This window comes from Roseateles sp. GW821-FHT09B06 (assembly GCF_059418245.1).
Genome location: NZ_JBWKPM010000010.1, coordinates 96,934 through 119,040 on the forward strand (window position 1 = coordinate 96,934; position 22,107 = coordinate 119,040).

Here is a 22,107-nt window from a genome sequence, read left to right on the forward strand (position 1 = left end):
ATGGGGTGGCTGCCTCCCACCCTGCCGCGCCGGCGCAGCTCGGCCACCCTGCTGGCCCTGGCCTATGCGGGCCTGGTGGTCTACGCCAGTCTCTATCCCTTCGGCCCCTGGGCCTGGCCGCCGGGCATGGCGGGGCGCGACCTGCTGGGCCTGCCCTGGCCCAAGTACTGGGGCGGCCTCGACGTGCAGGCCAATCTGCTCGGCTATCTGCCGCTCGGGCTGCTGGTGTTTGCGGCTGCGGTGCGCAGCGGCCGCGGCCTGATCGCGGCCCTGCTGCTGGGTATGACGCTGCCGCCGCTGCTGTCCTTCGTGATGGAGAGCCTGCAGTACTTTCTGCCGCGGCGCGTGCCCTCGCTGGTCGACTGGTGGATCAACGCGGGCGGCGCGGCCCTGGGCGTGCTGCTGGGCCTGGTGCTGCACCTGGTCGGCGGCTTGACGCGCTGGCAGGCGCGGCGCGAGCATTGGTTCGTGCCGCACAGCGCCGGCGCGCTGGCGCTGCTGGCGCTGTGGCCGGTGGGCCTGCTGGCACCGGCCCCGGTGCCGCTGGGGCTGGGCCAGGTGCTGCCGCGCCTGCGCGAGCTGGCCGCCAGCCTGCTGGAGGACACGCCCTGGGACCTGCAATGGGAGCCGGGGCCGCAGATGCTGGCGGCCCCGCTGCCGCCTGGGCTGGAGGGCATCGCGATCGCGCTGGGCCTGATGGCGCCCTGTCTGCTGGTCCTGTCGGTGGCGCGGCCGGGCTGGCAGCGCCTGGCCCTGGTGTTCGGCGCCGCGGCGCTGGGGATTCTCGGCACCACCCTGTCGACCGCGCTGAACTTCGGGCCCCAGCATGCCTGGGCCTGGCTGACGCTGAGCAGCTGGCCGGGGCTGGCGCTGGGCCTGGGCCTGGCCTGCATCATGTGCGCCTTTTCTCGCCGCACCTGCGCGGCCTGGGGCCTGCTGGTGCTGTGCGCGCTGATCGCGCTGGTCAGCGAGGCGCCGTCCGATCCCTATATGGCGCAGCGCCTGCAGACCTGGGAGCTGGGGCGGTTCATCAGCTTTTACGGCCTGGCCCAGTGGGTGGGCTGGCTCTGGCCCTTTGCGGTGCTGGGCTGGCTGCTGACGCTGCTGACGGCCCGGCCGGAGCGCTGAGCCGGAGCAGGAAAAAGGGCGGCGCCGCGTGCCGCCCGGGGTGCCTTGCGCTCAGGACTTCAGGAAGGCCAGCAGGTCCTCGTTGAGCTTGTCCTTGTGGGTGTCGGCAAGGCCGTGCGGCGCGCCGGGATAGATCACCAGCTTGGCGTTCTTCACCAGCTTGGCCGAGGCCAGCGCGGCGGCGCCGATCGGCACGATCTGGTCGTCGTCGCCATGCAGGATCAGCGTGGGGATGTCGAACTTCTTCAGGTCCTCGGTGAAGTCGGTTTCCGAGAAGGCCTTGATGCAGTCGTAGGTGGCCTTGTGGCCGCCCATCATGCCCTGCATCCAGAACGAGTCGATGATGCCCTGCGAGGGCTTGGCGCCGGGGCGGTTGTAGCCGAAGAAGGGACCGGAGGCGATGTCCTTGTAGAGCTGGGCACGGTTGGCGCGCTCACCGGCGCGGATGCCGTCGAACACCTCGAGCGGCAGGCCGCCGGGGTTGGCCGCGGTCTTCAGCATCAGCGGCGGCACGGCCGAGATCAGGCCGGCCTTGGCGACGCGCTTGCTGCCGTGGCGGCCGATGTAGCGGGCCACCTCGCCGCCGCCGGTGGAGAAGCCGAACATCGCGGCGCCCTTGATGTCCAGCTGGTCCATCAGCGTCGCCAGGTCGTCGGCATAGGTGTTCATCTCATGCCCGCCCCAGGGCTGGCTGGAACGGCCGTGGCCGCGGCGGTCATGCGCGATCACGCGATAGCCGCGCTCGGCCAGGAACAGCATCTGCGATTCCCAGCTGTCGCTGGAGAGCGGCCAGCCATGGCTGAAGACCACGGGCTGGCCGGAGCCCCAGTCCTTGTAGTAGATCTGCGTGCCGTCCTTGGTGGTGATGTAGCTGCTCATGTTCTTCCTTCCTTGGGTGGTGGGAGTGGCGGCCTCGGCGGCCGGATTGGCTGCCATCAGGCCCAGGCCGGCAGCGGCGCCGCCGACCAGCAGGCCGCGGCGGGCCGGGCTGACTTCGTCGTGAGGGGACATGGAACTTCCTTTCTGATTGCACGGGAGACTCGTGCCGGCAGCGTAGGCCGGGACGGCGGCGGCGATAAGCCGCCGAAGGAGCGGGGCGCGCCTCGCCCATATGGGCAGGGTCGGACTCAGCCCAGCGCGCTCCATGCCGGGTGGCGGTGGGCGGGCGATCTCTTCGGGGCGGTTGCGGGCGCCGGTTCAGGCCCTGTTTCGGGCCGCCGCATGCGGCGTCGGCGGTCCGTGACGCCTGCGCGCTCCCGCCGGGGCGGCCCGCGGCCATCCGAGACCCTGCGGTGTCGGGAATCTTCTATGTTTCCATTTTTCTGGTAGAGTGAATCAATGAACCAGGATCAGGTCATTGCCGCATTGGGCGCGCTCGCGCATCCCGTCCGCCTGCAGGTGTTTCGAGCGCTTGTGGTTTCGGGTCCCGATGGGCTGACGCCTGGTGTCATGCAGGAGGGGCTGGGCATTCCCGGCACCACCCTGTCCTTTCATCTCAAGGAGCTGGCGAATGCGGGCTTGGTGACCACGGAGCGCGCCAGCCGGAACCTGGTCTACCGCGCCGCCTACGCCCAGATGAACGCCGTCGTCGGCTTCCTCACCGAGAACTGCTGCCAGGGCGCGGACTGTGCGGTGCCCCGCAGCGCTGCCGCTTGCGCTTGTTAAGCCCAGTTCCACCGACCCTCCACCGACCCTCCCAAGGAGCGAGCCATGAAGCGATTCCACGTCCATGCCCATGTCGAGGATCTGCAGGCCAGCATTGCCTTCTACTCGAAGATGTTCGGCGCGCCGCCGACCCGGGTCGAGAGCGACTACGCCAAATGGATGCTCGAGGACCCGCGGCTGAACTTCGCGATCTCGAGCCGCGGCGGCGCGCCGGGCGTCGATCACCTGGGCTTCCAGGCCGAGACCGAGCAGGAGCTGGCCGAGCTGAAGGCGCGCGCCGAGGCGGCCGACACGGCCCTGCTCGACGAGGGCGAAACCAGCTGCTGCTATGCGCGCAGCGAGAAACATTGGGTGACCGACCCCCAGGGCATCGCCTGGGAGCATTACCGCACGCTGGACAGCATCCCCGTCTTCGGCGAGCGCCATGTGGAGGCAACGGCGGCAGTGGCGGCAGCGGCGCCCGCGCAGGCCGCGGCCTGCTGTGCGCCGCGGGCCCCCCAAGGCAAGCCGGTCGCGATCGCGATCAAGTCCTCCTCCTCCTGCTGCTGAGAGCCCGCCATGACCGAGAAGACCTACAACGTCCTGTTCATCTGCACCGGCAATTCGGCCCGCTCCATCATGGCCGAGGCGCTGATGAACCATCTGGGCAGCGGGCGCTTCAGGGCCTGGTCGGCCGGGAGCCAGCCCAAGGAGGCCGTGAACCCGCTGGCGCTGCAGACGCTTGCCGAGCTGAGGGTGCCGGCGCAGGGGCTTGCCAGCAAGAGCTGGAACCTGTTTGCCGGGCCGGACGCGCCGAAGTTCGACTTCGTGTTCACCGTCTGCGACGACGCCGCGGGTGAGGTCTGCCCGGTCTGGCCGGGACAGCCGGTAAGCGCCCACTGGGGCATCCCCGATCCGGCGGTCGTCGAAGGCAAGGGCGAACAGCAGGCCCAGGCATTCCGGGATGCGTTTGTGACGCTCAAGCGGCGCGTCGAACTGCTGCTGGCCCTGCCCATCGAATCCCTGGCGCATCTTTCCCTGCAGCAGCAGGTGGCGCGGATCGGCCGGCAAGACGCTCGACAGCACGCGACCCATGTGCTGATTCTGTGCACCCACAACTCCGCGCGCAGCGTGCTGGCCGAAGGCATGCTCAACCACCTGGCCGCCCGCCACGGGCGCAGCGTGCGAGCCTACAGCGCCGGCAGCCAGCCCAGCGGCCGGATCAACCCGTTCGCGCTGGAGGCCCTGCAGAACGCCGGCATCGACACAGCGGGTTTGCGCAGCAAGAGCTGGGACGAGTTCAGCCACGACGGCGCCCCGCCCATCCACCTGGTCATCACGGTCTGCGACAGCGCGGCGGCCGAAGCCTGTCCGGTGTTCTTTGGCGGCGGCGCCCAGCCCCTGAAAACCCATTGGGGCTATCCGGACCCGTCGAATGCCGAGGGCGGCGACGAGGGCAGGCGGCGTGCCTTCGAGCTGACCCGGCAGGCGCTCGGCTATCGCATGCTGCAACTTCTCGAACTCGTGGAAGTGGAAAACTTCCAGGCGATGGCGGCCCGCTCCGACACCAGACCCTCGATCCAGGCGGTCATCGACCGCATCGGGCGGAGTTGAGCATGGTCCATGGTGCAGCGCGGCGCTGCTTCGCCGAACTCCTGGGCACGGCCCTGCTGCTGACCGTCGTGATCGGCTCGGGCATCATGGCCGAACGCCTGTCCCAGGGCAATATCGCCCTGGCGCTGCTGGCCAACACCCTGGCGACGGTCGGCGGCCTGTATGTCCTGATCGAGATGTTCGGGCCGATCAGCGGCGCCCATTTCAATCCGGCGGTCAGTGCCGTGATGGCTTGGCGCGGCGAATTGCCCGGCCGCATGCTGCTGGCCTATGTGCCCGTGCAGCTGATCGGAGCCATGCTGGGCGCCTGGCTGGCCCACGCGATGTTCGAGATGTCCGTGTTCCAGCTCTCATCCAAGGTCCGCGGCGGCACGGGCCAATGGCTGGCGGAGGCCGTGGCGACCGCGGGCCTGCTGCTGGTGATACTGCGCGCGCCGGCCGGCCGGGCCGCCCCCATGGTGGCCGCCTATATCGGCGCGGCCTACTGGTTCACCGCCTCGACCTCGTTTGCCAATCCCGCGGCCGCCTTCGGCCGCATGTTCAGCGACAGCTTTGCCGGCATCGCCCCGGCCAGCGTCATGGCTTTCGTGGCCGCGCAACTGGCGGGAGCCGCGGTGGCGCTCGCCCTTGACGGGATGCTGAGCCCGGACCGTCGGGAGCGCGGCCCAGGCGCGGCGCTGAACCATCGATCCGCAAGGGCACCGAAGGTCTGAGGCGATGCCGGCGGGCCGTTCCCGCCGCCCCGCCGCCGTGTCGAGGAACCGCTGACGGCTCAAGCGCCGCTCGAGCACCGCTCAAGGGCCGCTCAAGGATCGATCACCCCGGACGCTGCGAGCGCCAATGCGGCGCCGCAATCACCAGTTCTGATTCCACCGCAGCGACAGCAGCCAGCTGCGCCCCGGCGCGGGCTCGAAGAAGCGGCCGTTGCCCTCGTTGACGATCACGCTGCTGACGTAGTCGCGGTCGGCGAGGTTGTCGATGCGGCCCAGCAGCTCCAGCCGGCCGGGGCCTAGCCGGGCCTGCCAGCGCGCGCGCAGGCTGACGAGGCCGTAGCCGGCCGCGGCATCGCTGTTCATGTCATTGACCGGCTGGCGACCCTGGCCGCGGCCCTCCAGCGCCAGCTCGGTGCCGGCGGCCACGGCCCAGGCCAGCTCGGCATAGGCGCCGCGCGAGATGGTGCCGGCGATGCGCCGGCCCGGCGCGACGAGCAGGGTCGGCGTGCTGCAGGGCGCGGCGGCGCAGACGCTGAAGCCGTCGCGGTAGCGCGCGTCCAGCCAGCTCAGCGCGAACTGGCCGCGCCAGTCGCGCGCCAGCTGCCAGCGGCCCTCCAGCTCGGCGCCCTCGCGCCGCGTGCGGCCGACATTGCGGTAGCTGGCGCGTCCGCCGCTGTTGCTGGCCACCGCGATCTCGTTGCGGCTGTCGGCCTGGAACAGCGCGGCATCCAGCGCGAAGTCCGGGCCCGGCCGCCACTTGGCGCCCAGCTCGGCCTGGCGGCTGGTCTGGGCGCGCAGGCCCTGGTTGAAGCCGGCCTGGCCGTCGTTGCGGTAGGCCAGCTCGCCCTGGGTCGGCGACTCGAAGCCGCGGCCCAGGCTCAGGTAGGTGTTGAGCGTGGGCAGGGTGCGCCATTGCAGCGCGGCGAAGGGATTGGTGTAGCTGTAGCGCTTGCTGCCGGAGTCGTCCGGGTTGGCGCCCACCACGTAGCGGTCGCGCACCTTGAACTCGGTCTCGCCGCTGCGCAGGCCCAGGCTCATCTGCCAGCTCGCTGCCAGATCCACATCGGCCTGGGCATAGGCGTCGCGCCCGCCCAGGCGGTTGCGCTCGTTGCGGCGCAGCCGGCCGGTGACGCCCAAGAGCTGCTCGGCGCCGCTGCCGCTGAAGTTCTCGTAGCCGCGCCGGTCCTCGTCGCTGTCGTCCAGCGCGAAGCCCAGCACCAGGCGGGCGCGGCGCTCGTCGCTCAGGGGCCAAAGCCAGACCAGGCGGCCGTCGACGCCGTAGTAGTCGCGCTCGAAGGCGATCACGCCGCCGGGCTGGCGCACATTGGCCTGGGTGGCCACCGGGATCGATTGCCACTGCCGCACCTCGCGCCGGCCGACATGGGTGCTGAGCAGCAGCTGCTGCAGCGGGCCGGCGCTGCCGTCGAAGCGGTGCCGCCAGCTGGCGCCGAGCTGGCGCTGGCGCGTGCTCTTGCGGGTGTTGAAGCGATCCGGCTCGCCGGGTTCCTCCTGCGGCAGCGCGACGCCGGTGGTCTGCTGCGGGTCGGCCGTCAGCTGGGCGCGCGTCAGGCCCAGCGGGTCCTGGGCCGGCTGGTCCACCGCATTGAGGATCAGGACGACGCGGTCCCGCGCGCCGTCCCAGGCCAGGCGCAGGTTGGCCAGGTCGCGCCGGCTGGCGCTCTGGCGCCGGAAGCCGTCGGTCTCGAAGCTGGAGAGCTGGGCGCGCAGGCTGAAGGGCAGGGCTTCGCCGGCCGGCAGCTCCAGCCCCAGGCGCCACTGGCGCTGGCCATTGCTGGCGAAGTCGCTGTCCAGCAGCAGGCGGCGCTCGGTGGGCGCGGCGCTGTGCAGCAGGATGGCGCCGCCCGAGCTGTTGCCATAGAGCGCCGAGAAGGGGCCGCGCAGCACCTCGACGCGCTGCGCGCCGGCCAGGTCGAAATGCGAGACCTGACCCTGGCCGTCGGGGCCGCTGGCGGGGATGCCGTCGCTGTACAGGCGCAGGCCGCGCACGCCGAAGGTGGCGCGCGCACCGAAGCCGCGCGAGCTGAGCTGCAGGTCCTGCGCGTAGTTGTAGCGCTGGTTCGCCACGATGCCGGGCAGGCGCTGCAGGCTTTCGCTCAGGTTGACCATCGGGCCGGCGTTGCGCAGCTGTTCGGCATCCACCACGCTGGCCGCGTAGGGCGTGTCGAACAGGCGCTGCTCGGCGCCGCTGCGGTCCAGCACCACGCGCTCCAGCGTGGTGGTCTGGGCCTGCGCGCCGGCACCGGCCAGCAGCAGCAAGACCGCCAGCTCAGTCGGGCGCGTGCGCATCGATGCGGATCGAGGCATACCAGGCGGCCAGATTGGCGATGTCGGCGTCGGACAGCGGCCTGGCCATCACGGCCATCACCTCGTGGCGGCGCGCGCCGCTGCGATAGGCCTTCAGCTGCGTGCTCAGGTAGAGCGCGTTCTGGCCGGCCAGATGCGGCGCGTCGGGCGCGCTGGCCAGCCCGACGGGGCCGTGGCAGACGGCGCAGGCCTGCTGCGCCCTGGCGCGGCCGGCGGCGAGGTCCTGCGCGAGGCTCGGCAGGGCGGCGAGGAGAAGCAAGGAAAACAGGATGGGGCGCATGGTCTGATGTTGACGAGAAAAGGGCCCGCCGTTCGGCGGGCCCGGTTCGCGCTCAGGGCGCAGAATAACTGACGCGGTAGAGCGCACCGGCGAAGTCGTCGCTGATCAGCAGCGAACCGTCCTTCATCACCGCCACATCGACCGGGCGGCCGCGGTAGATGCCGTTCTCGTCCAGCCAGCCCTCGGCGAAGACCTCGGTCTTGTCGGCCGTGCCGTCGGCCTTCAGCGAGGTGAACAGCACCTGGGCGCCGACCGGCTTCGTGCGGTTCCAGGAGCCATGCTGGGCCGAGAAGAAGCCGCCCTGGTACCGGGCCGGGAACTGCTTGCCGGTGTAGAAGCTCATGCCCAGATCGGCCGCATGGGCCACCGTGTAGACCTGCGGGTCGGTGATGTTGGCGGGCAGCGGGTCCCTGTCGTAGCCATGCTCGGTGATGCGGGTCTTGCCCTGGCGCCAGGGGTAGCCGAAGAACTGGCCGGCCTTGGTGATGCGGTTGATCTCGCCGTTCGGGATGTCGTCGCCCATGCCGTCGGTCTGGTTGTCGGTGAACCAGAGCGTGCCGTCCTTGGGGTTGAAGTCATGGCCGACCGAGTTGCGGATGCCGGTGGCATAGACCTCGCGCTTGCTGCCGTCGAAGGCGTTCATGCGCACCATGCCGCCGATGCCCCATTCGTTGAAGAGCTTGAGCTTGTCGCGCGGCGGCACGTTGAAGGGCTGGCCCAGCGACACGTAGAGCAGGCCGTCCGGCCCGATGCGGCAGACCCGCGCGCCATGGTTGAAGCTCTCCTCCTCGGGCGGGATCAGCTTGCCCTGGCCGACGACCTCGATCACCGCCACGTCCGGGCCCTCGTAGAAGAACTCGGCGGCCGGGAAGTTCAAGACGCGGTTGTGCTCGGCCACGATCAGGAAGCCGTCCTTGGTCCAGCACACGCCGTTCGGATTGCTGAACTTCAAGGAGGGCGCGAAGCTCTTCACCTCGTCCGCGACGCCGTCGCTGTTGCGGTCGGTGACGGCCCAGACCGTGGTCTTGCGCGTGCCGACGAACAGCATATTGGTGCTGGGCGCGACGGCCATGTGACGCGCGTCCGGCACCACCGCGTAGAGCTCGATCCTGAAGCCCGGCGGCAGCTTGATGCGCTTCAGGTTCTCCCGGATCGCATCGGCATTGCGGCCGGTCTGCGGCACCTGCGGGATGTTGAGGTCGGTGGTGGCGACCTTGAACTGCTTGAGCTTGTCGATATTGGGCTGGGCCAGGGCCGTGGTGGCGAGCAGGGCCAGTGCGGCGGCCGCCGTGAGCTTGATGGGCATGGTGTGTCGTCTCCTGTGTGATCGATCAGGGATCGTGCCGCGGTGTCAGGCCCGCGGCGCGGAGCATGTTGCAAGCGGCATACCAGGCCGTCCATCCCCTCGATCGACCGCCGCGCCTGTGCAGGATTGGCACAAGACCGGCGCAGGCGTCCAGATTCTGTGCAATTGCCGCGCCGCGCCGGCGCTGCTAGCGTGGGCCCCAGAGCCGGCAGATGTGCATCCAGCAGCGACCGGCCGAGCAGGAGACATCGGATGGGGATGATGGTGACAACCATGGCCGACAGCCAGGAGCGTCGGCTGGCGCATGCCCGGGCCCTGCGGGCCCGCGGATCGGCCCTGCCGCCCGAGGGCATGCCGCCGGACTGGATCCTCGACAGCTGGGCCCGCTGCGCGCGCGCCGGCCTGGCGGTGGACGGCATGCCGGCGCGCCAGGTGGTGGACGGTGCCGAGCTGGCGCGCCGGCGCGAGCGCGCGGCCCTGGTGCGGCGCCTGGCCCAGGGCGAGCTGGAGACGCTGGCGCAGCAGATCGCCGGCTCCAATTTCCTGCTGGCCTTTGCCGACCCCGAGGGCGTGATCCTCGACCTCTATGCGGACAACCGCTTTGCGATGAGCGAGGGCGATGCCGGCATCCTGGCCGGCAGCTGCTGGAGCGAGGCCCTGTGCGGCACCAACGGCCTGGGCACGGCCCTGGCCACCGGCGCGCCGGTGGCGGTCAGCGGGCTGGAGCATTACTTCCTGAAGCTGGGCGAGATCTCCTGCACTGCCGCGCCGGTGCACGACGCGCGGGGCGAGGTGGTCGGCGTTCTCGATGCCTCGTCCTACTATGCCGCGCGCCAGCAGCACACGCTGGCCCTGGTGAAGATGGCGGCCACACAGATCGAGAACGGCCTGCTGATGCAGCAGATGCGTGCGCACCTGGTCCTGTCGATCCATCCGCGCGCCGAGTTCCTGGCCACGCTCGGCGCGGGGCTGCTGGCCTTCGATGGGCAGGGGCGGCTGCTGGCGCTGAACCAGCGCGGCGCGGTGCTGCTGGCGGGCCTGGAGGCGCGGCGCGGCGTCACGCGCTTCGAGGAGCTGTTCGGCGAGCCCTTCGAGCATGTGCTGGCGCGGCTGCATCGGCAGCAGGATGTGCCGCTGCGCGACGCGCTGGGCAGCTCGCTGCTGGCGCGCGTGCTGACGCGGCCCGCGCCGGCGCAGCCGCGCGCCGGCATGTCCCGGCTGGCGGCGCCGGCGCCGGGCATGCTGGCCGAGGACGCCGCGGTGGCCGAGGCCTGCCGGCTGGTGCGCGCCGCCGTGGGGCTGAGAGTGCCCGTCCTGATCCAGGGCGAGACCGGCTGCGGCAAGGAGCTGCTGGCGCGCCATGCCCATGAGCGCAGCGGGCGTTCGGGCGAATTCGTCGCGGTCAATTGCGGCGCGCTGCCGGCCGAGCTGTTCGAGGCCGAGCTGTTCGGCTATGTGGGCGGCGCCTTCACCGGCGCGCGCCGCGAGGGCAGCCCGGGCCTGATCGCCGGCGCCGACGGCGGCACGTTGCTGCTGGACGAGGTGGGCGAGCTGCCGCTGCATCTGCAGGCCGCGCTGCTGCGCTTCCTGGACGACCAGCTGCTGCGCCCGGTCGGCGGCACCGCGGCGCGCCAGGTCGATGTGCAGCTGCTGGCGGCCAGCCATGTGGACCTGGAGGCCGAGGTGGCGGCACGGCGCTTCCGCGAGGACCTGCTGTACCGGCTCAATACCGTGAAGATCGCGCTGCCACCGCTGCGCGCGCGCAGCGACTTCGCGCGCGCGGTGCGCGGCGTGCTGGCGGGCCTGGATGCGCAGGTCGGCATCGAGGAGGAGGCGATGGCGCGGCTGGCGCGCCATGGCTGGCCGGGCAATTTCCGCGAGCTGCGCGCGGTGCTGACGCGCGCGCTGCTGAGCCGGCGGGGCCAGGTCTTGACCGAGGCCGATGTGGCGCTGCATCTGCCCGGCGCCAGCGCCGCCGCGGGCGCCGGCGGCTCGGCGCTGCAGCGCGGCAGCACGGCGCTGGTGCTGCGCGAGTTCGAGCGCTGCGGCCGCAGCGTCAGCCGCACCTCGCGCCAGCTGGGCATCTCGCGCACCACGGTCTACCGGCATCTGCGCGAGGCCGGGCAGCGGCCCGGCTAGGACCGCGGGGGCCTGGAGAACCAGAACACCGGCTGCCAGGCCCAGCCGCTCTCGGTGACCAGCGCGGCCAGCAGGGTCACCATGCCCTCGCCGTCGAAGCGGTCGCGCGCGCCGGGCGCCAGCGCCACGCGCCCGCCCCGCAGCAGGAGGCGCTGCGCGGCCAGGCGGGTCGGCTCGATCATGGTGGTCTGCACCACCCTCTGCCAGACCTGGCCGGCGCGCGGGCGGCTGGCGTCGAGCGCCGCGTCCGCGAGGCCGCCGCGCAGGCTGGCCTCGTCCTCATCCTCGGGCGCGGCGGCGTCGGCCGTCACCAGCTCGCGCACCTGGACGCGGCGCCGCCGGCCGTCCAGCATCAGCAGCGCCGCATGGGCGCGGCCCGCGGCCAGTCCCTGGTGCTCGATGCGCCAGCCGCCCTCGCCCTGCGGGCTCACCGCGACGGGCAGGCCGGCCTCGGCCAGCGAGCGCAGCCGCTGGGTCAGCAGGGCCGGCGTGACGGCCGCGGCGCCCGGCGCCGGCGCCAGACAGGTGGTCACCGTGCCGGCCCACAGCAGGAAGCCCAGGGTGAAGGCGATATGGACGAGCGTGTAGGCCAGGCCGAAGGGCCAGAACGGCGCCGGCCCGCGGGCGCCGGTTGGCGCGGGCGGCGCGGGCAGGTCCAGCGCGTGCAGGCGCGCCTGCAGCAGCGCCGGCGTGGCGGCGCGCAGCTCCAGCAGATCGGCGCCATGCAGCACGAGCTGCAGGGTGGCAGCGGGCAGCTCGCGCAGGACCAGGGCCAGCTGCTCGCGATAGCGGCCGGCGGCTTCGGCGTGCTCGAAACGCAGCAGGCGCAGCTCGCTGCCGTCGGCAAAGGCGGCGCTGCGCATCAGCAGGATGCCGCTGCCCTGCAGCGCCGCCGCGGGCGGCTCCTGGCCGGCCAGCGCGCCGGCGAACAGGCGCTGCTCGGACAGGCGCGGCGGCGGCGCGGCGCCTGCGCCGTGCTGCAGCGAACTGCCCCACATCAGCAGCAGGATCGGCAGCATCAGGACGCAGCCGAAGAGGCGCAGCATGACGCGGCGCGCGTCGCCGGGCCACAGCGCGGCCAGCAGGCCCAGTGCGGGCAGCAGGCCGCAGACGATCAGCTCCGGCGCGGCGGTCCGCAGACCCTGCAGCCAACGCCAGCCGGGCAGGGCGGCGCCGGCCAGCAGCAGAAAGCCGCAGGCCAGCGCGGCGACCGGTTTCAGCGCCGGGGTGCCGCTCACAGCGGGCGCTCCGCCAGTGCGCCCAGCGCATAGTCGCGGCCGCGGTTGTGGCGCGCATCGCCGCCTTCGATGCGGCCGGTCTGCACCCAGAAGCCGTCGCCGCCATTGCGCAGGGCCTGGACGCGGCGCAGCAGCACCGGCTGGGCCGGCGAGGTGTTGGCATGCAGGCCCGGCCCGGCGTTGTCGCTGAGCAGCAGATCATCGACGGTGGCGCGCCGCTGCAGTTGCAGGCCGGGCCCTGCAAAGCCGCGCACATGGCCGTTGTGAACGCGGACATCGGCGGCGGCGATGCGCAGGCCGATGGCCGCGGCGTTCGGTGCCGCGTCGCAGTCCGTGCCCGCGGGCCCGACGCTGCACAGCACCGGCCCGCGCAGGCTGAAGCCGTTCAGGTCCAGCTGCACGCCGGCGGCCTCGACCACCAGGCCCGCCCGTCCGGCCGGTACGCGCAGGTCTTCGGCCAAGCGGTAGCGGCCGGGCCGGCTCAGGCGCAGCGGGAAACCGCTCGACTCGGCCAGGGCCTGGGTGATGAGCCGGGGCTCGTCGCGCGGCGGCGCGCCGGCCCAGGTCGAGAGTGCGGCCAGGGCGGCCATGGCCAGCAGGGTGGCGAGCCAGCGGTGGCGGGGTGCGGCGTGCATGCGAGGTCCTTCCGGGCGCCGTGGCGGCGCGCTGGCGGGACTGTCGGCGGACGACGCTTCAGCGCCGTTTCGCCGGCATGCTCAGGCGGTTTCTTTTGTTGCCACCGGCCAGGCGCGCATCGCGGCGGTGGCGGTGGCCAGCAGGGCCTCGCGGCTGGCACCGTCCTTGGCCTGCATCGACATGCCCTGGTAGACGGTGATGTAGAAGCCGGCCAGCGCGGCGGTGTCGGTGTCGGGCGGCAGTTCGCCGTCGCGGATGCCCTGCGCGATACGCTCCCGCAGCGCCTCGTCGCCGGCCGCGCGGCGCTTGGCCAGGGCGGCCTGGATATGGGCCGAGGCCTCGGAGCAGTTGGTGGCGGCCATCACGACCATGCAGCCGCGCGGATGGCAGGGGCGGGTCAGTTCCTCGGCGGCTTCTTCCAGAAAGCGCTGGAGGGCGCGATGCGCCGTGGGTTCTTCCTGCAGCGCGCGGGGATAGCCGGCCGCCGGACCGAGCGCATAGCGCTCGATGGCCTCCAGGAACAGACGCTCCTTGTCGCCGAAGGCGGTGTAGAGGCTGGGGGCGGTGACGCCCATCGCGGCGGTCAGCTCGGCGATCGAGGCGGCCTCATAGCCGCGCTGCCAGAACACATGCATGGCACTCTCAAGCGCCTTGTCTCGGTCAAACGACAGCGGGCGACCGCGCGGCTTGCCAGCCTTGGGTGCTGCTATTTTCATAATGATCGATATTAAATGTCTTGACGCCGACTTGCAAGCCGGCTACATTGCCTTCACTTATCGTATCGATCATTACGAAATTACGACCGAGGCCTCAATCATGACATGCCTTGACCCTCTTGTTCGGCGTCGACGCATTAACCCACTCCTGCGCTCGGGGGCTTCGCCGCGCCCGGCCCGGGGCGGCCGCTGTTGACCCCATCGGAACGCGTGGGCTGAGGCTCTCGGCGCCGCGCTGACATCGTCATTCCAGTTCTCTTCACTGGGGATTTGCGCCCCCGTGTGGCAGCGCTTTGCTTGTCTTTTTTTTCAGGTCTCAGTCCTTCCGGAGTTCATCACCATGCAGCAAACATCCAACTCTGTTTCCTCAGCCGCCCCGCGCCGCCTCTGGGTGGCGGGCACGGCCCTGACGGCCCTGACGGCGATCTCCGCCGCGATCTTCGGCCTGCAAAGCGCCGAGGCCGATGCCCCGCCGGCCGCGCCCCAGGCGACGCCGGTGTCGGCCGCGGTGGTGCAGGCCTTGGAGGTCTCGACCTGGGACGAGTTCTCCGGCCGCCTGGAGGCGGTGGAGCGCGTCGAACTGCGCCCGCGCGTGCCCGGCACCGTGCATGCCGCGCATTTCCGCGAGGGCGCGCTGGTCAGGCAGGGCGATCTGCTGATCACGATCGACCCGGCCCCCTATGCGGCCGAGGCCGAGCGCGCCGAGGCCCAGGTGGCCGCGGCCCAGGCCCGCGCGGTCAATGCCAAGACCGAGCTGGCGCGCGCCCAACGCCTGCTGGCCGAGCAGGCGATCGCGCAACGCGAGTTCGACGAGCGCAGCAATGGCCAGCGCGAGGCCGAGGCCAATCTGCGCGCCGCCCAGGCCGGCCTGCAGGCCGCCAGGCTGAACCTCTCCTACACCCAGGTGCGCGCCCCGGTCTCGGGCCGCGTCGGCAAGCTGGAGATCACGGTGGGCAACCAGGTGGCCGCCGGCCCCGGCGCGCCGCTGCTGACCACCCTGGTGTCGGTCAGCCCGATCTACGCCAGCTTCGATGCCGACGAGCAGGTCATCGCCCGTGCCCTGGCCGAGCGCAGCAAGCTGGAGCGCATCCCGGTGCAGATGGGCACGATGGCCCAGGACGGCACGCCGCTGGAGGGCCGCCTGCAGCTGATCGACAACCAGATCAATGCCAAGAGCGGCACGGTGCGCGTGCGTGCCCAGTTCGACAACAAGGATGGGCAACTGATGCCCGGCCAGTTCGCCCGCGTGCGCATGGGCGCGCCGAGCAAGACCCAGGCCCTGCTGGTCAACGAGCGCGCGGTCGGCACCGACCAGAGCAAGCGCTTCGTGATGGTGGTGGGCGAGGGCAACAAGGCCGAGTACCGCGAGGTGCAGCTGGGCGCGCCGGTCGGCGGCCTGCGCATCGTCACCGCGGGCCTGAAGCCCAACGAGCGCATCGTCGTCAACGGCCTGCAGCGGGTGCGCCCCGGCGCCCTGCTGGAGCCCAAGCTGGTCGCGATGGACGCCAAGCCCGAAGTGCAGGCCGCCAAGGCCGCCGCGGCGCAGAAGAAAAGCTAATCACGACGGAAGCCGCTCCGGAGTACCGCTATGAATCTCTCAAAATTCTTTATTGACCGCCCGATCTTCGCCGGCGTCATCTCCATCCTGATGGTGCTGGCCGGCCTGATCGCGGTGCGCGGCCTGCCGATCTCGGAGTATCCCGAGGTGGTGCCGCCCCAGGTGGTGATACGCGCCAACTATCCCGGCGCGAATCCCAAGGTGATCGCCGAGACCGTGGCCACGCCGCTGGAGGAAGCGATCAACGGCGTCGAGGGCATGCTCTACATGGGCAGCCAGGCGACGACCGACGGCCTGATGACCCTGACCGTCACCTTCAAGCTCGGCACCGACCCGGACAAGGCCCAGCAACTGGTGCAGAACCGCGTCAGCCAGGCCGAGCCGCGCCTGCCCGAGGAGGTCAAGCGCCTGGGCGTGACGACGATCAAGAGCTCGCCCGACCTGACCATGGTCGTGCACTTGCTGTCGCCGAGCGGCCGCTACGACATGACCTATCTGCGCAACTACGCGGTACTCAATGTCAAGGATCGGCTGGCGCGCCTGCAGGGCGTCGGCGACGTGCAGCTGTTCGGCTCGGGCGACTACGCGATGCGCGTCTGGCTCGACCCGCAGAAGGTGGCCCAGCATGGCCTGTCGGCCAACGACGTGGTGGCCGCGATCCGCAGCCAGAACATCCAGGCCGCGGCCGGCGTCGTCGGCGCCTCGCCGGGCCTGCAGGGGGTGGACCTGCAGCTCTCGATCAATGCCCAGGGGCGGCTGCAGAGCGAAGAGGAATTCGGCGACATCATCGTCAAGACCGATGCCAGCGGCGCCGTGACCCGTCTGCGCGACCTCGGCCGCCTGGAGCTGGGCGCCGCCGGCTATGCGCTGCGCTCGCTCTTGGACAACAAGGACGCGGTCGCGGTGCCGATCTTCGCGGCCCCGGGTTCCAATGCGATCGAGATCTCCAACCAGGTGCGCGCCACCATGGCCGAGATCAAGCAGTACATGCCCGAGGGCGTGGACTACAGCATCGTCTACGACCCGACCCAGTTCGTGCGCGCCTCGATCGAGTCGGTGGTGCACACCCTGCTGGAGGCCGTGGCCCTGGTGGTGCTGGTCGTGATCCTGTTCCTGCAGACCTGGCGCGCATCGATCATCCCGCTGCTGGCCGTGCCGGTGTCGGTGGTGGGCACGTTTGCCGTCATGCATGTGTTCGGCTTCTCGATCAATGCGCTGAGCCTGTTCGGCCTGGTGCTGGCGATCGGCATCGTCGTCGACGACGCCATCGTGGTGGTGGAGAACGTCGAGCGCAATATCGAGGCGGGGCTGACGCCTAGAGAGGCCACCTACCGCGCGATGCGCGAAGTGTCGGGCCCCATCATCGCGATCGCGCTGGTGCTGGTGGCGGTGTTCGTGCCGCTGGCCTTCATCACCGGCCTGACCGGCCAGTTCTACCGCCAGTTCGCGCTGACCATCGCGATCTCGACCGTGATCTCGGCGATCAACTCGCTGACCCTGTCGCCCGCGCTGGCCGCGATGCTGCTGAAGAGCCATGACGCGCCCAAGGACGCGCTGACCCGCGGCATGGACAAGATCTTCGGCCGCTTCTTCCGCGCCTTCAATCGCGTCTTCAAGCGCGGCTCCGAGGCCTATGGCGGCGGCGTGCAGCGCGCCATCGGCCGCAAGATCGTGATGCTGGCGCTGTACGGCGGCCTGGTCGCGCTGACCCTGGGCCTGTTCAAGGCCGTGCCCGGCGGCTTCGTGCCGGCGCAGGACAAGCAGTACCTGATCGGCTTCGCCCAGCTGCCCGACGGCGCCACCCTGGACCGCACCGAGGACGTGATCCGCCGCATGAGCGAGATCGCGCTGAAGACGCCCGGCGTCGAGCATGCGGTGGCCTTCCCCGGCCTGTCGATCAACGGCTTCACCAACAGCTCCAACTCGGGCATCGTGTTCACGCCGCTGAAGCCCTTCGACGAGCGCACCGGCAAGGGCCTGTCGGCCGGCGAGATCGCGGGCAATCTGAACGCCCAGTTCGGCCAGATCCAGGACGCCTTCGTCGTGATGTTCCCGCCCCCGCCGGTGCAGGGCCTGGGCACCACCGGCGGCTTCAAGCTGCAGCTGGAGGACCGCGGCGGCCTGGGTTACGCGGCGCTGGACCAGGCGGTCAAGGCCTTCATGGCCAAGGCCTACCAGACGCCCGAACTGGCCGGCATGTTCACCAGCTACCAGGTCAACGTGCCCCAGCTCTATGCCGACATCGACCGCACCAAGGCGCGCCAGCTGGGCGTCGCGGTGACCGACGTGTTCGACACCATGCAGATCTACCTGGGCAGCCTGTATGTGAACGACTTCAACAAGTTCGGCCGCACCTACTCGGTGCGGGTGCAGGCGGATGCGCAGTACCGCGCCCGTGCCGAGGACGTGGGCCAGCTGAAGGTGCGCTCCAGCACCGGCGAGATGGTGCCGCTGTCGGCCCTGATGAAGATCGAGCATGCGGTGGGCCCGGAGCGTGCGATGCGCTACAACGGCTTCCTGTCGGCCGACATCAACGGCGGCCCGGCCCCGGGCTACAGCTCGGGCCAGGCGCAGGACGCGATCAAGCGCATCGCCGCCGAGACCCTGCCGCCCGGCATCAGCTATGAATGGACCGAGCTGACCTACCAGGAGATCCTGGCCGGCAATTCCGCCACCTGGATCTTCCCGCTGGCCATCCTCTTGGTGTTCCTGGTGCTGGCCGCGCAGTACGAAAGCCTGACCCTGCCGCTGGCCATCCTCTTGATCGTGCCGATGGGCCTGCTGTCCGCGATGACCGGCGTCTGGCTCTCGGGCGGGGACAACAATGTCTTCACCCAGATCGGCCTGATGGTGCTGGTGGGGCTCTCCGCGAAGAACGCGATCCTGATCGTCGAGTTCGCCCGCGAGCTGGAATTCGCCGGACGCAGCCCGCTGGAGGCGGCGATCGAGGCGGCCCGTCTGCGCCTGCGCCCGATCCTGATGACCTCGATGGCCTTTGTGATGGGCGTGCTGCCCCTGGTGCTGGCCAGCGGCGCCGGCGCCGAGATGCGCTCGGCGATGGGCGTCGCGGTGTTCGCCGGGATGATCGGCGTGACGGCCTTCGGCCTGTTCCTGACCCCGGTGTTCTATGTGCTGCTGCGCCGCCTGACCGGCAACAAGCCACTGAAGCTGCATGGCGCCGAGGCGCATCTCGAGGCCTTCGCCGGCACCGAGGACATGCATGCCAAGCTGCATGGCGGCGCTGGCGACGCCCGGGCCCTGCCCGCGGCCCCGCGCCATGACCATGAGTAAGGAGAAGAAGATGTTCCTGAGCAAGAAACTCCTGGCGATGACGCCGCTGCTTACCCCGCTGTTGACGGCCCTGGTGCTGGCCGGCTGCGCCAATGTGCCGGTGGGCGAGCCCCATGCGCTGCCGGCCACGCCGGCCTCGTTCAAGCACCAGGCCCTGCCGGCCAGCGCCACGCTGGCACAGGCGCCGATCCAAGCCGAATGGTGGAAGACCTTCGCCGACCCGCAGCTCGACGCGCTGACCCGGCAGGCCCTGGCCCACAACACCAGCCTGCAGGCTGCCGACGCGCGCCTGGCCCAGGCCAGGGCCCTGCTGCGCAGCACCGATGCGAACCGCGCGCTGCAGATCGGCGCCCAGGCCGGCGCCGCGCGCCAGGGCGGCGATGCGGCCCGTGCCGCCGGCACGGCCGGCACGGTCTACAGCGCCGGCCTGAGCGCCTCCTACGAGGTGGACGTGATGGGCCGGCTGTCCAAGGCCAGCCAGGCCGCGCGCCTGGACGCGCAGGCCGCCGAAAGCCTGCTGCGCAGCGCGCAGCTGCTGGTGCAGGCCGACGTGGCCCAGACCTATTTCGCGCTGCGCGCGTTGGACGCCGAGCGTGCGCTGGTGCGCGAGACCGTGGCTGCCTACCAGGACACGCTGAAGTTGACCGAGCGGCGCTACGCCGCCGGCGACATCGCCGAGCTCGACGTGGCGCGGGTGCGCACCGAGGTGGCGGCCACCGAGGCCCAGGCCCTGGCGCTGGACCGCCGCCGCGCCGAGCTGGAGACGGCCCTGGCCGTGCTGGTGGGCGAGCTGCCCAGCGGCCTGAGCCTGGCGGAGGGCCAATGGACCGAGGCCCTGCCCGGCGTGCCGGCCGGCCTGCCCAGCAGCATGCTGGCGCGCCGCCCCGACATCGCCGCCGCGCAGAGCAGCTACCAGGCCGCGCAGGCGCGCCTGGGCGTGGCGCAGACCGCCTGGTTCCCTTCCTTGAGCCTGACGGCCACGGCCGGCGGCGCCTCGCCCGAGCTGTCCGACCTGTTCAAGAGTTCGGCCGGGCTGTGGGGCCTCAATGCCCTGCTGAACCTGCCGATCTTCGACGGCGGCCGGCGCGAGGCCGGCGTGCAGAACGCCGCGGCCCAGGCCGACGAGGCCGCGGCGCGCTACCGCGAGCAGGTGCTCCTGGCCTTCAAGGACGTGGAGGACCAGCTCTCGGGCCTCGCCCTGCTGGCCGCGCAGAGCCGGGTGCAGGCCCAGGCCGTCAGCTCGGCGCAGCGCGCGCTGGCCCTGTCGGATTCGCGCTACCGCAACGGCCTGGTCAGCCAGCTGGAGCTGCTGGACGCGCGCCGCAGCGAGCTGGCGAACCGCCGCCAGGCGCTGCAGGTGAGGGCGGCGCAGTACCAGTCCACCGTGGCCCTGATCAAGGCCTTGGGCGGCGGCTGGAGCTGATCGGGACCACCCCCTACGCGCTGCGCGCGCCCCCTCAAGGGGGCGAGCCCGCAGGACCGGCGTAGCCGGATCCTCGGGCTCCGCTGGATTTGGCGGGCGTCATGCGGGGTGTGTGGCGATTCAGATTCGGCTAGTCCTCGTCCAGCGCCGCGAAGCGCTGGACCAGGAAGTCGATCAAGGCCCGCACCGCCGGCAGCTGGCCGCGCCGCGACGCGAACACGGCGTGGATGATCTCGCGCCGCGGCTCCCAATCGGGCAGCACCGACAGCAGCTCGCCGCGCGCGAACTGTTCGGTCAGCATCATGCGCGGCAGCTGTACCACGCCGACGCCGGCCACGGCCGCGTCGCGCAGTGCCAGCATCGCGCGCGTCACATAGCGCGGCCGGTGCGGCACCTCGGCGCGCGCGCCGTCCGGGCCCTGCAGCACCCACAGATGCTCGTCCTGCGGCTGACCCAGGTCCATACTGGGCAAGCGCGCCAGATCGGCCGGTCCCGCCAGCGGGAAGCCCAGGCCGGCCTGCGCCAGCAGGACCGGGCTGGCGACCAGGCATTGGCCGCGGTCCGACAGCACACGCATCAAGAGCTCGCTGTCCTGCAGCGGTGGCGGCCGCACCCGGATCGCCACATCGATGCCCTCGGCGATCACGTCGACCCGCCGGTTGGTCTCCTCCAGATGCAGCTCGACGCGCGGATGCAGGGCCAGGAACTCGGCCAGCATTGTGCCGATGCGCGCCGACAGCAGGGCCACCGGACAGCTCATGCGCACGACGCCGCGCGGCTCGGCATGGGCCAGCGCGATCGCCTCCTCGGCCGCCTCGGCCTCGACCAGCATCGCGCGGCAATGCGCGTAATAGGCCCGGCCCAGCTCGGTCACCGCGAAGCTGCGCGTCGAACGCAGCAGCAGCCTGGTGCCCAGGCGCCCCTCCAGCAGCGCGATGCGCCGGCTCAGCTTGGACTTGGGAATGCCCAGGACCCGGCCGGCCGGCGCGAAGCCCCCATGCTCGACCACCTGGGCGAAGTAGTAGAGGTCGTTGAGGTCGAGGGTGCTGGGCTTCATCGTTCTATCCGTGGGACGCTGCGGCGGAATATTAGCGACTACTGCGGTCGGCGTTCCATTCCTATTCTTTGAGCCATGTCTCGGCGCCGCCGGGATTCGGTTCAACGGAGACGGATCAATGCTGAAGAAGATCCTCGGCGTCTACAGCGCCCCAAGGCCCCATTGGGTGGGCAACGGCTTCCCGGTGCGTTCGCTGTTCGGCTACGGCGGCCATGGCGAGGCGCTGAGCCCCTTCCTGCTGCTGGACTATGCCGGTCCGGCGCGCTTCGAGCCCTCGGCCGACGGTGGGTCGCGCGGCGTCGGCGCGCATCCGCACCGCGGCTTCGAGACCGTCACCATCGTCTACCAGGGTGAGGTCGAGCACCGCGACTCCACCGGCGCCGGCGGCCTGATCGGCCCGGGCGATGTGCAGTGGATGACGGCCGCGTCCGGCATCCTGCACGAGGAGTTCCATTCCGAGGCTTTCACGCGCCGCGGCGGCACGCTGGAGATGGTGCAGCTGTGGGTCAACCTGCCGGCGCGCGACAAGATGGGCGCGCCCGGCTACCAGACCCTGCTGGACGCCCAGATCCCCGGCATCGAGCTGCCCGAGGGCGCCGGCCGGCTGCGCGTGATCGCCGGCGAGTTCCAGGAGATCACCGGCCCGGCCCGCACCCACACGCCGATCAATGTATGGGACCTGCGCCTGGTCCAGGGCGGCGGGGCACGCCTGGATCTGCCGGTCGGCCATACCGCGGCCCTGGTGGCGCTGCGCGGCCGGGTGCGGGTGAACGGCCGGCAGCCGCTGGGCGAGGCCCAGTGGCTGCATCTGGAGCGCGCGGGCAGCGCGCTCGAGATCGAGGCCGAGGACGACGCGACCCTGCTGCTGCTAGGGGGCGAGCCGATCGCCGAGCCCATCGTCGGCCAGGGCCCCTTCGTGATGAACAGCCAGGCCGAGATCGAGCAGGCCATCGACGACTTCCGCGGCGGACGGTTCGGGCGCATCCCCGCCTGAGCTCCGCCCCACCTATCCCCCCAACCCTCCCAGAAAGGAGACTGC

At 71.2% G+C, this 22,107-nt stretch carries 18 protein-coding genes and 1 pseudogene; 11 read left to right on the top strand and 8 right to left on the bottom strand.

The genetic code is table 11. The features are described 5' to 3' along the window. Window positions 1–1,128: a VanZ family protein gene (locus tag AC07OQ_RS11325; protein WP_495053226.1), complete on the top strand. Its 1,128-nt coding sequence runs from the start codon at window positions 1–3 to the stop codon at window positions 1,126–1,128. Window positions 1,129–1,179: 51 nt separating this feature from the next. Here the strand turns inward: AC07OQ_RS11325 and AC07OQ_RS11330 are convergent, their stop codons facing one another. Next, window positions 1,180–2,139, bottom strand: coding sequence for an alpha/beta fold hydrolase (locus tag AC07OQ_RS11330; protein ID WP_495053227.1), 960 nt, complete (start codon window positions 2,137–2,139; stop codon window positions 1,180–1,182). Window positions 2,140–2,466: 327 nt separating this feature from the next. Between AC07OQ_RS11330 and AC07OQ_RS11335 the strand changes: the two genes are divergently transcribed. From AC07OQ_RS11335 to AC07OQ_RS11355, 5 genes and pseudogenes are all read left to right on the top strand, one after another. Further along, window positions 2,467–2,793: an ArsR/SmtB family transcription factor gene (locus AC07OQ_RS11335; protein WP_495053228.1), complete on the top strand. Its 327-nt coding sequence runs from the start codon at window positions 2,467–2,469 to the stop codon at window positions 2,791–2,793. Between the two features lie 45 nt (window positions 2,794–2,838). Beyond that, window positions 2,839–3,342, top strand: a complete 504-nt coding sequence (locus AC07OQ_RS11340) for an ArsI/CadI family heavy metal resistance metalloenzyme (protein ID WP_495053229.1) — start codon at window positions 2,839–2,841, stop codon at window positions 3,340–3,342. A gap of 9 nt (window positions 3,343–3,351) precedes the next feature. Further along, window positions 3,352–3,837 (top strand): annotated as a pseudogene (locus AC07OQ_RS11345) (arsenate reductase ArsC); the annotation flags it as partial. After that, the gene (locus AC07OQ_RS11350; RefSeq protein ID WP_495053283.1) at window positions 3,832–4,386 is read left to right on the top strand and encodes an arsenate reductase ArsC; all 555 of its coding nucleotides are present in this window, start codon (window positions 3,832–3,834) and stop codon (window positions 4,384–4,386) included. The pseudogene AC07OQ_RS11345 and the gene AC07OQ_RS11350, both read left to right, overlap by 6 nt. A gap of 2 nt (window positions 4,387–4,388) precedes the next feature. Next, on the top strand, window positions 4,389–5,099 hold the full coding sequence (locus AC07OQ_RS11355; protein ID WP_495053230.1) for an aquaporin: 711 nt from the start codon (window positions 4,389–4,391) through the stop codon (window positions 5,097–5,099). Window positions 5,100–5,240: 141 nt separating this feature from the next. Here the strand turns inward: AC07OQ_RS11355 and AC07OQ_RS11360 are convergent, their stop codons facing one another. The 3 genes from AC07OQ_RS11360 to AC07OQ_RS11370 are packed head-to-tail and all read right to left on the bottom strand — an operon-like array spanning window position 5,241 to window position 9,010. Continuing rightward, window positions 5,241–7,406: a TonB-dependent receptor family protein gene (locus AC07OQ_RS11360; protein WP_495053231.1), complete on the bottom strand. Its 2,166-nt coding sequence runs from the start codon at window positions 7,404–7,406 to the stop codon at window positions 5,241–5,243. Beyond that, a complete protein-coding gene (locus tag AC07OQ_RS11365; protein WP_495053232.1) occupies window positions 7,387–7,704 on the bottom strand; it encodes a c-type cytochrome in 318 nt (105 codons plus the stop codon). The genes AC07OQ_RS11360 and AC07OQ_RS11365 overlap by 20 nt, the downstream gene beginning before the upstream one ends. A gap of 52 nt (window positions 7,705–7,756) precedes the next feature. Next, complete coding sequence (locus AC07OQ_RS11370; protein WP_495053233.1) at window positions 7,757–9,010, bottom strand: PQQ-dependent sugar dehydrogenase; 1,254 nt, start codon at window positions 9,008–9,010, stop codon at window positions 7,757–7,759. A 273-nt stretch (window positions 9,011–9,283) separates the two neighbouring features. Here AC07OQ_RS11370 and AC07OQ_RS11375 point away from each other — a divergent pair, with 273 nt between their 5' ends. Continuing rightward, window positions 9,284–11,149: a sigma-54-dependent Fis family transcriptional regulator gene (locus AC07OQ_RS11375; protein ID WP_495053234.1), complete on the top strand. Its 1,866-nt coding sequence runs from the start codon at window positions 9,284–9,286 to the stop codon at window positions 11,147–11,149. On the opposite strand, the gene AC07OQ_RS11380 is transcribed toward AC07OQ_RS11375, so the two are convergent. The 3 genes from AC07OQ_RS11380 to AC07OQ_RS11390 all read right to left on the bottom strand — a co-directional run bounded on the left by AC07OQ_RS11380 (window position 11,146) and on the right by AC07OQ_RS11390 (window position 13,658). Then, on the bottom strand, window positions 11,146–12,387 hold the full coding sequence (locus tag AC07OQ_RS11380) for a hypothetical protein (RefSeq protein ID WP_495053235.1): 1,242 nt from the start codon (window positions 12,385–12,387) through the stop codon (window positions 11,146–11,148). The two genes, AC07OQ_RS11375 and AC07OQ_RS11380, sit on opposite strands and share 4 nt — an antisense overlap. Then, complete coding sequence (locus AC07OQ_RS11385) at window positions 12,384–13,022, bottom strand: hypothetical protein (RefSeq protein WP_495053236.1); 639 nt, start codon at window positions 13,020–13,022, stop codon at window positions 12,384–12,386. Before AC07OQ_RS11385 ends, AC07OQ_RS11380 begins: the two co-directional genes overlap by 4 nt. Window positions 13,023–13,103: 81 nt before the next feature. Beyond that, complete coding sequence (locus AC07OQ_RS11390; RefSeq protein ID WP_495053237.1) at window positions 13,104–13,658, bottom strand: TetR/AcrR family transcriptional regulator; 555 nt, start codon at window positions 13,656–13,658, stop codon at window positions 13,104–13,106. A gap of 421 nt (window positions 13,659–14,079) precedes the next feature. Between AC07OQ_RS11390 and AC07OQ_RS11395 the strand changes: the two genes are divergently transcribed. Genes AC07OQ_RS11395 through AC07OQ_RS11405 form a run of 3 tightly spaced genes read left to right on the top strand, consistent with a single transcriptional unit; the run spans window position 14,080 to window position 20,011 of the window. Continuing rightward, a complete protein-coding gene (locus tag AC07OQ_RS11395; RefSeq protein ID WP_495053238.1) occupies window positions 14,080–15,297 on the top strand; it encodes an efflux RND transporter periplasmic adaptor subunit in 1,218 nt (405 codons plus the stop codon). Window positions 15,298–15,327: 30 nt separating this feature from the next. Further along, window positions 15,328–18,588, top strand: coding sequence for an efflux RND transporter permease subunit (locus AC07OQ_RS11400; protein ID WP_495053239.1), 3,261 nt, complete (start codon window positions 15,328–15,330; stop codon window positions 18,586–18,588). A 10-nt stretch (window positions 18,589–18,598) separates the two neighbouring features. Next, the gene (locus tag AC07OQ_RS11405) at window positions 18,599–20,011 is read left to right on the top strand and encodes an efflux transporter outer membrane subunit (RefSeq protein WP_495053240.1); all 1,413 of its coding nucleotides are present in this window, start codon (window positions 18,599–18,601) and stop codon (window positions 20,009–20,011) included. 130 nt (window positions 20,012–20,141) lie between these two features. Here the strand turns inward: AC07OQ_RS11405 and AC07OQ_RS11410 are convergent, their stop codons facing one another. After that, complete coding sequence (locus tag AC07OQ_RS11410) at window positions 20,142–21,068, bottom strand: LysR family transcriptional regulator (protein ID WP_495053241.1); 927 nt, start codon at window positions 21,066–21,068, stop codon at window positions 20,142–20,144. A gap of 121 nt (window positions 21,069–21,189) precedes the next feature. On the opposite strand from AC07OQ_RS11410, the gene AC07OQ_RS11415 reads away from it, so the two are divergent. Then, window positions 21,190–22,062: a pirin family protein gene (locus tag AC07OQ_RS11415; RefSeq protein ID WP_495053284.1), complete on the top strand. Its 873-nt coding sequence runs from the start codon at window positions 21,190–21,192 to the stop codon at window positions 22,060–22,062. Window positions 22,063–22,107 lie beyond the last annotated feature (45 nt).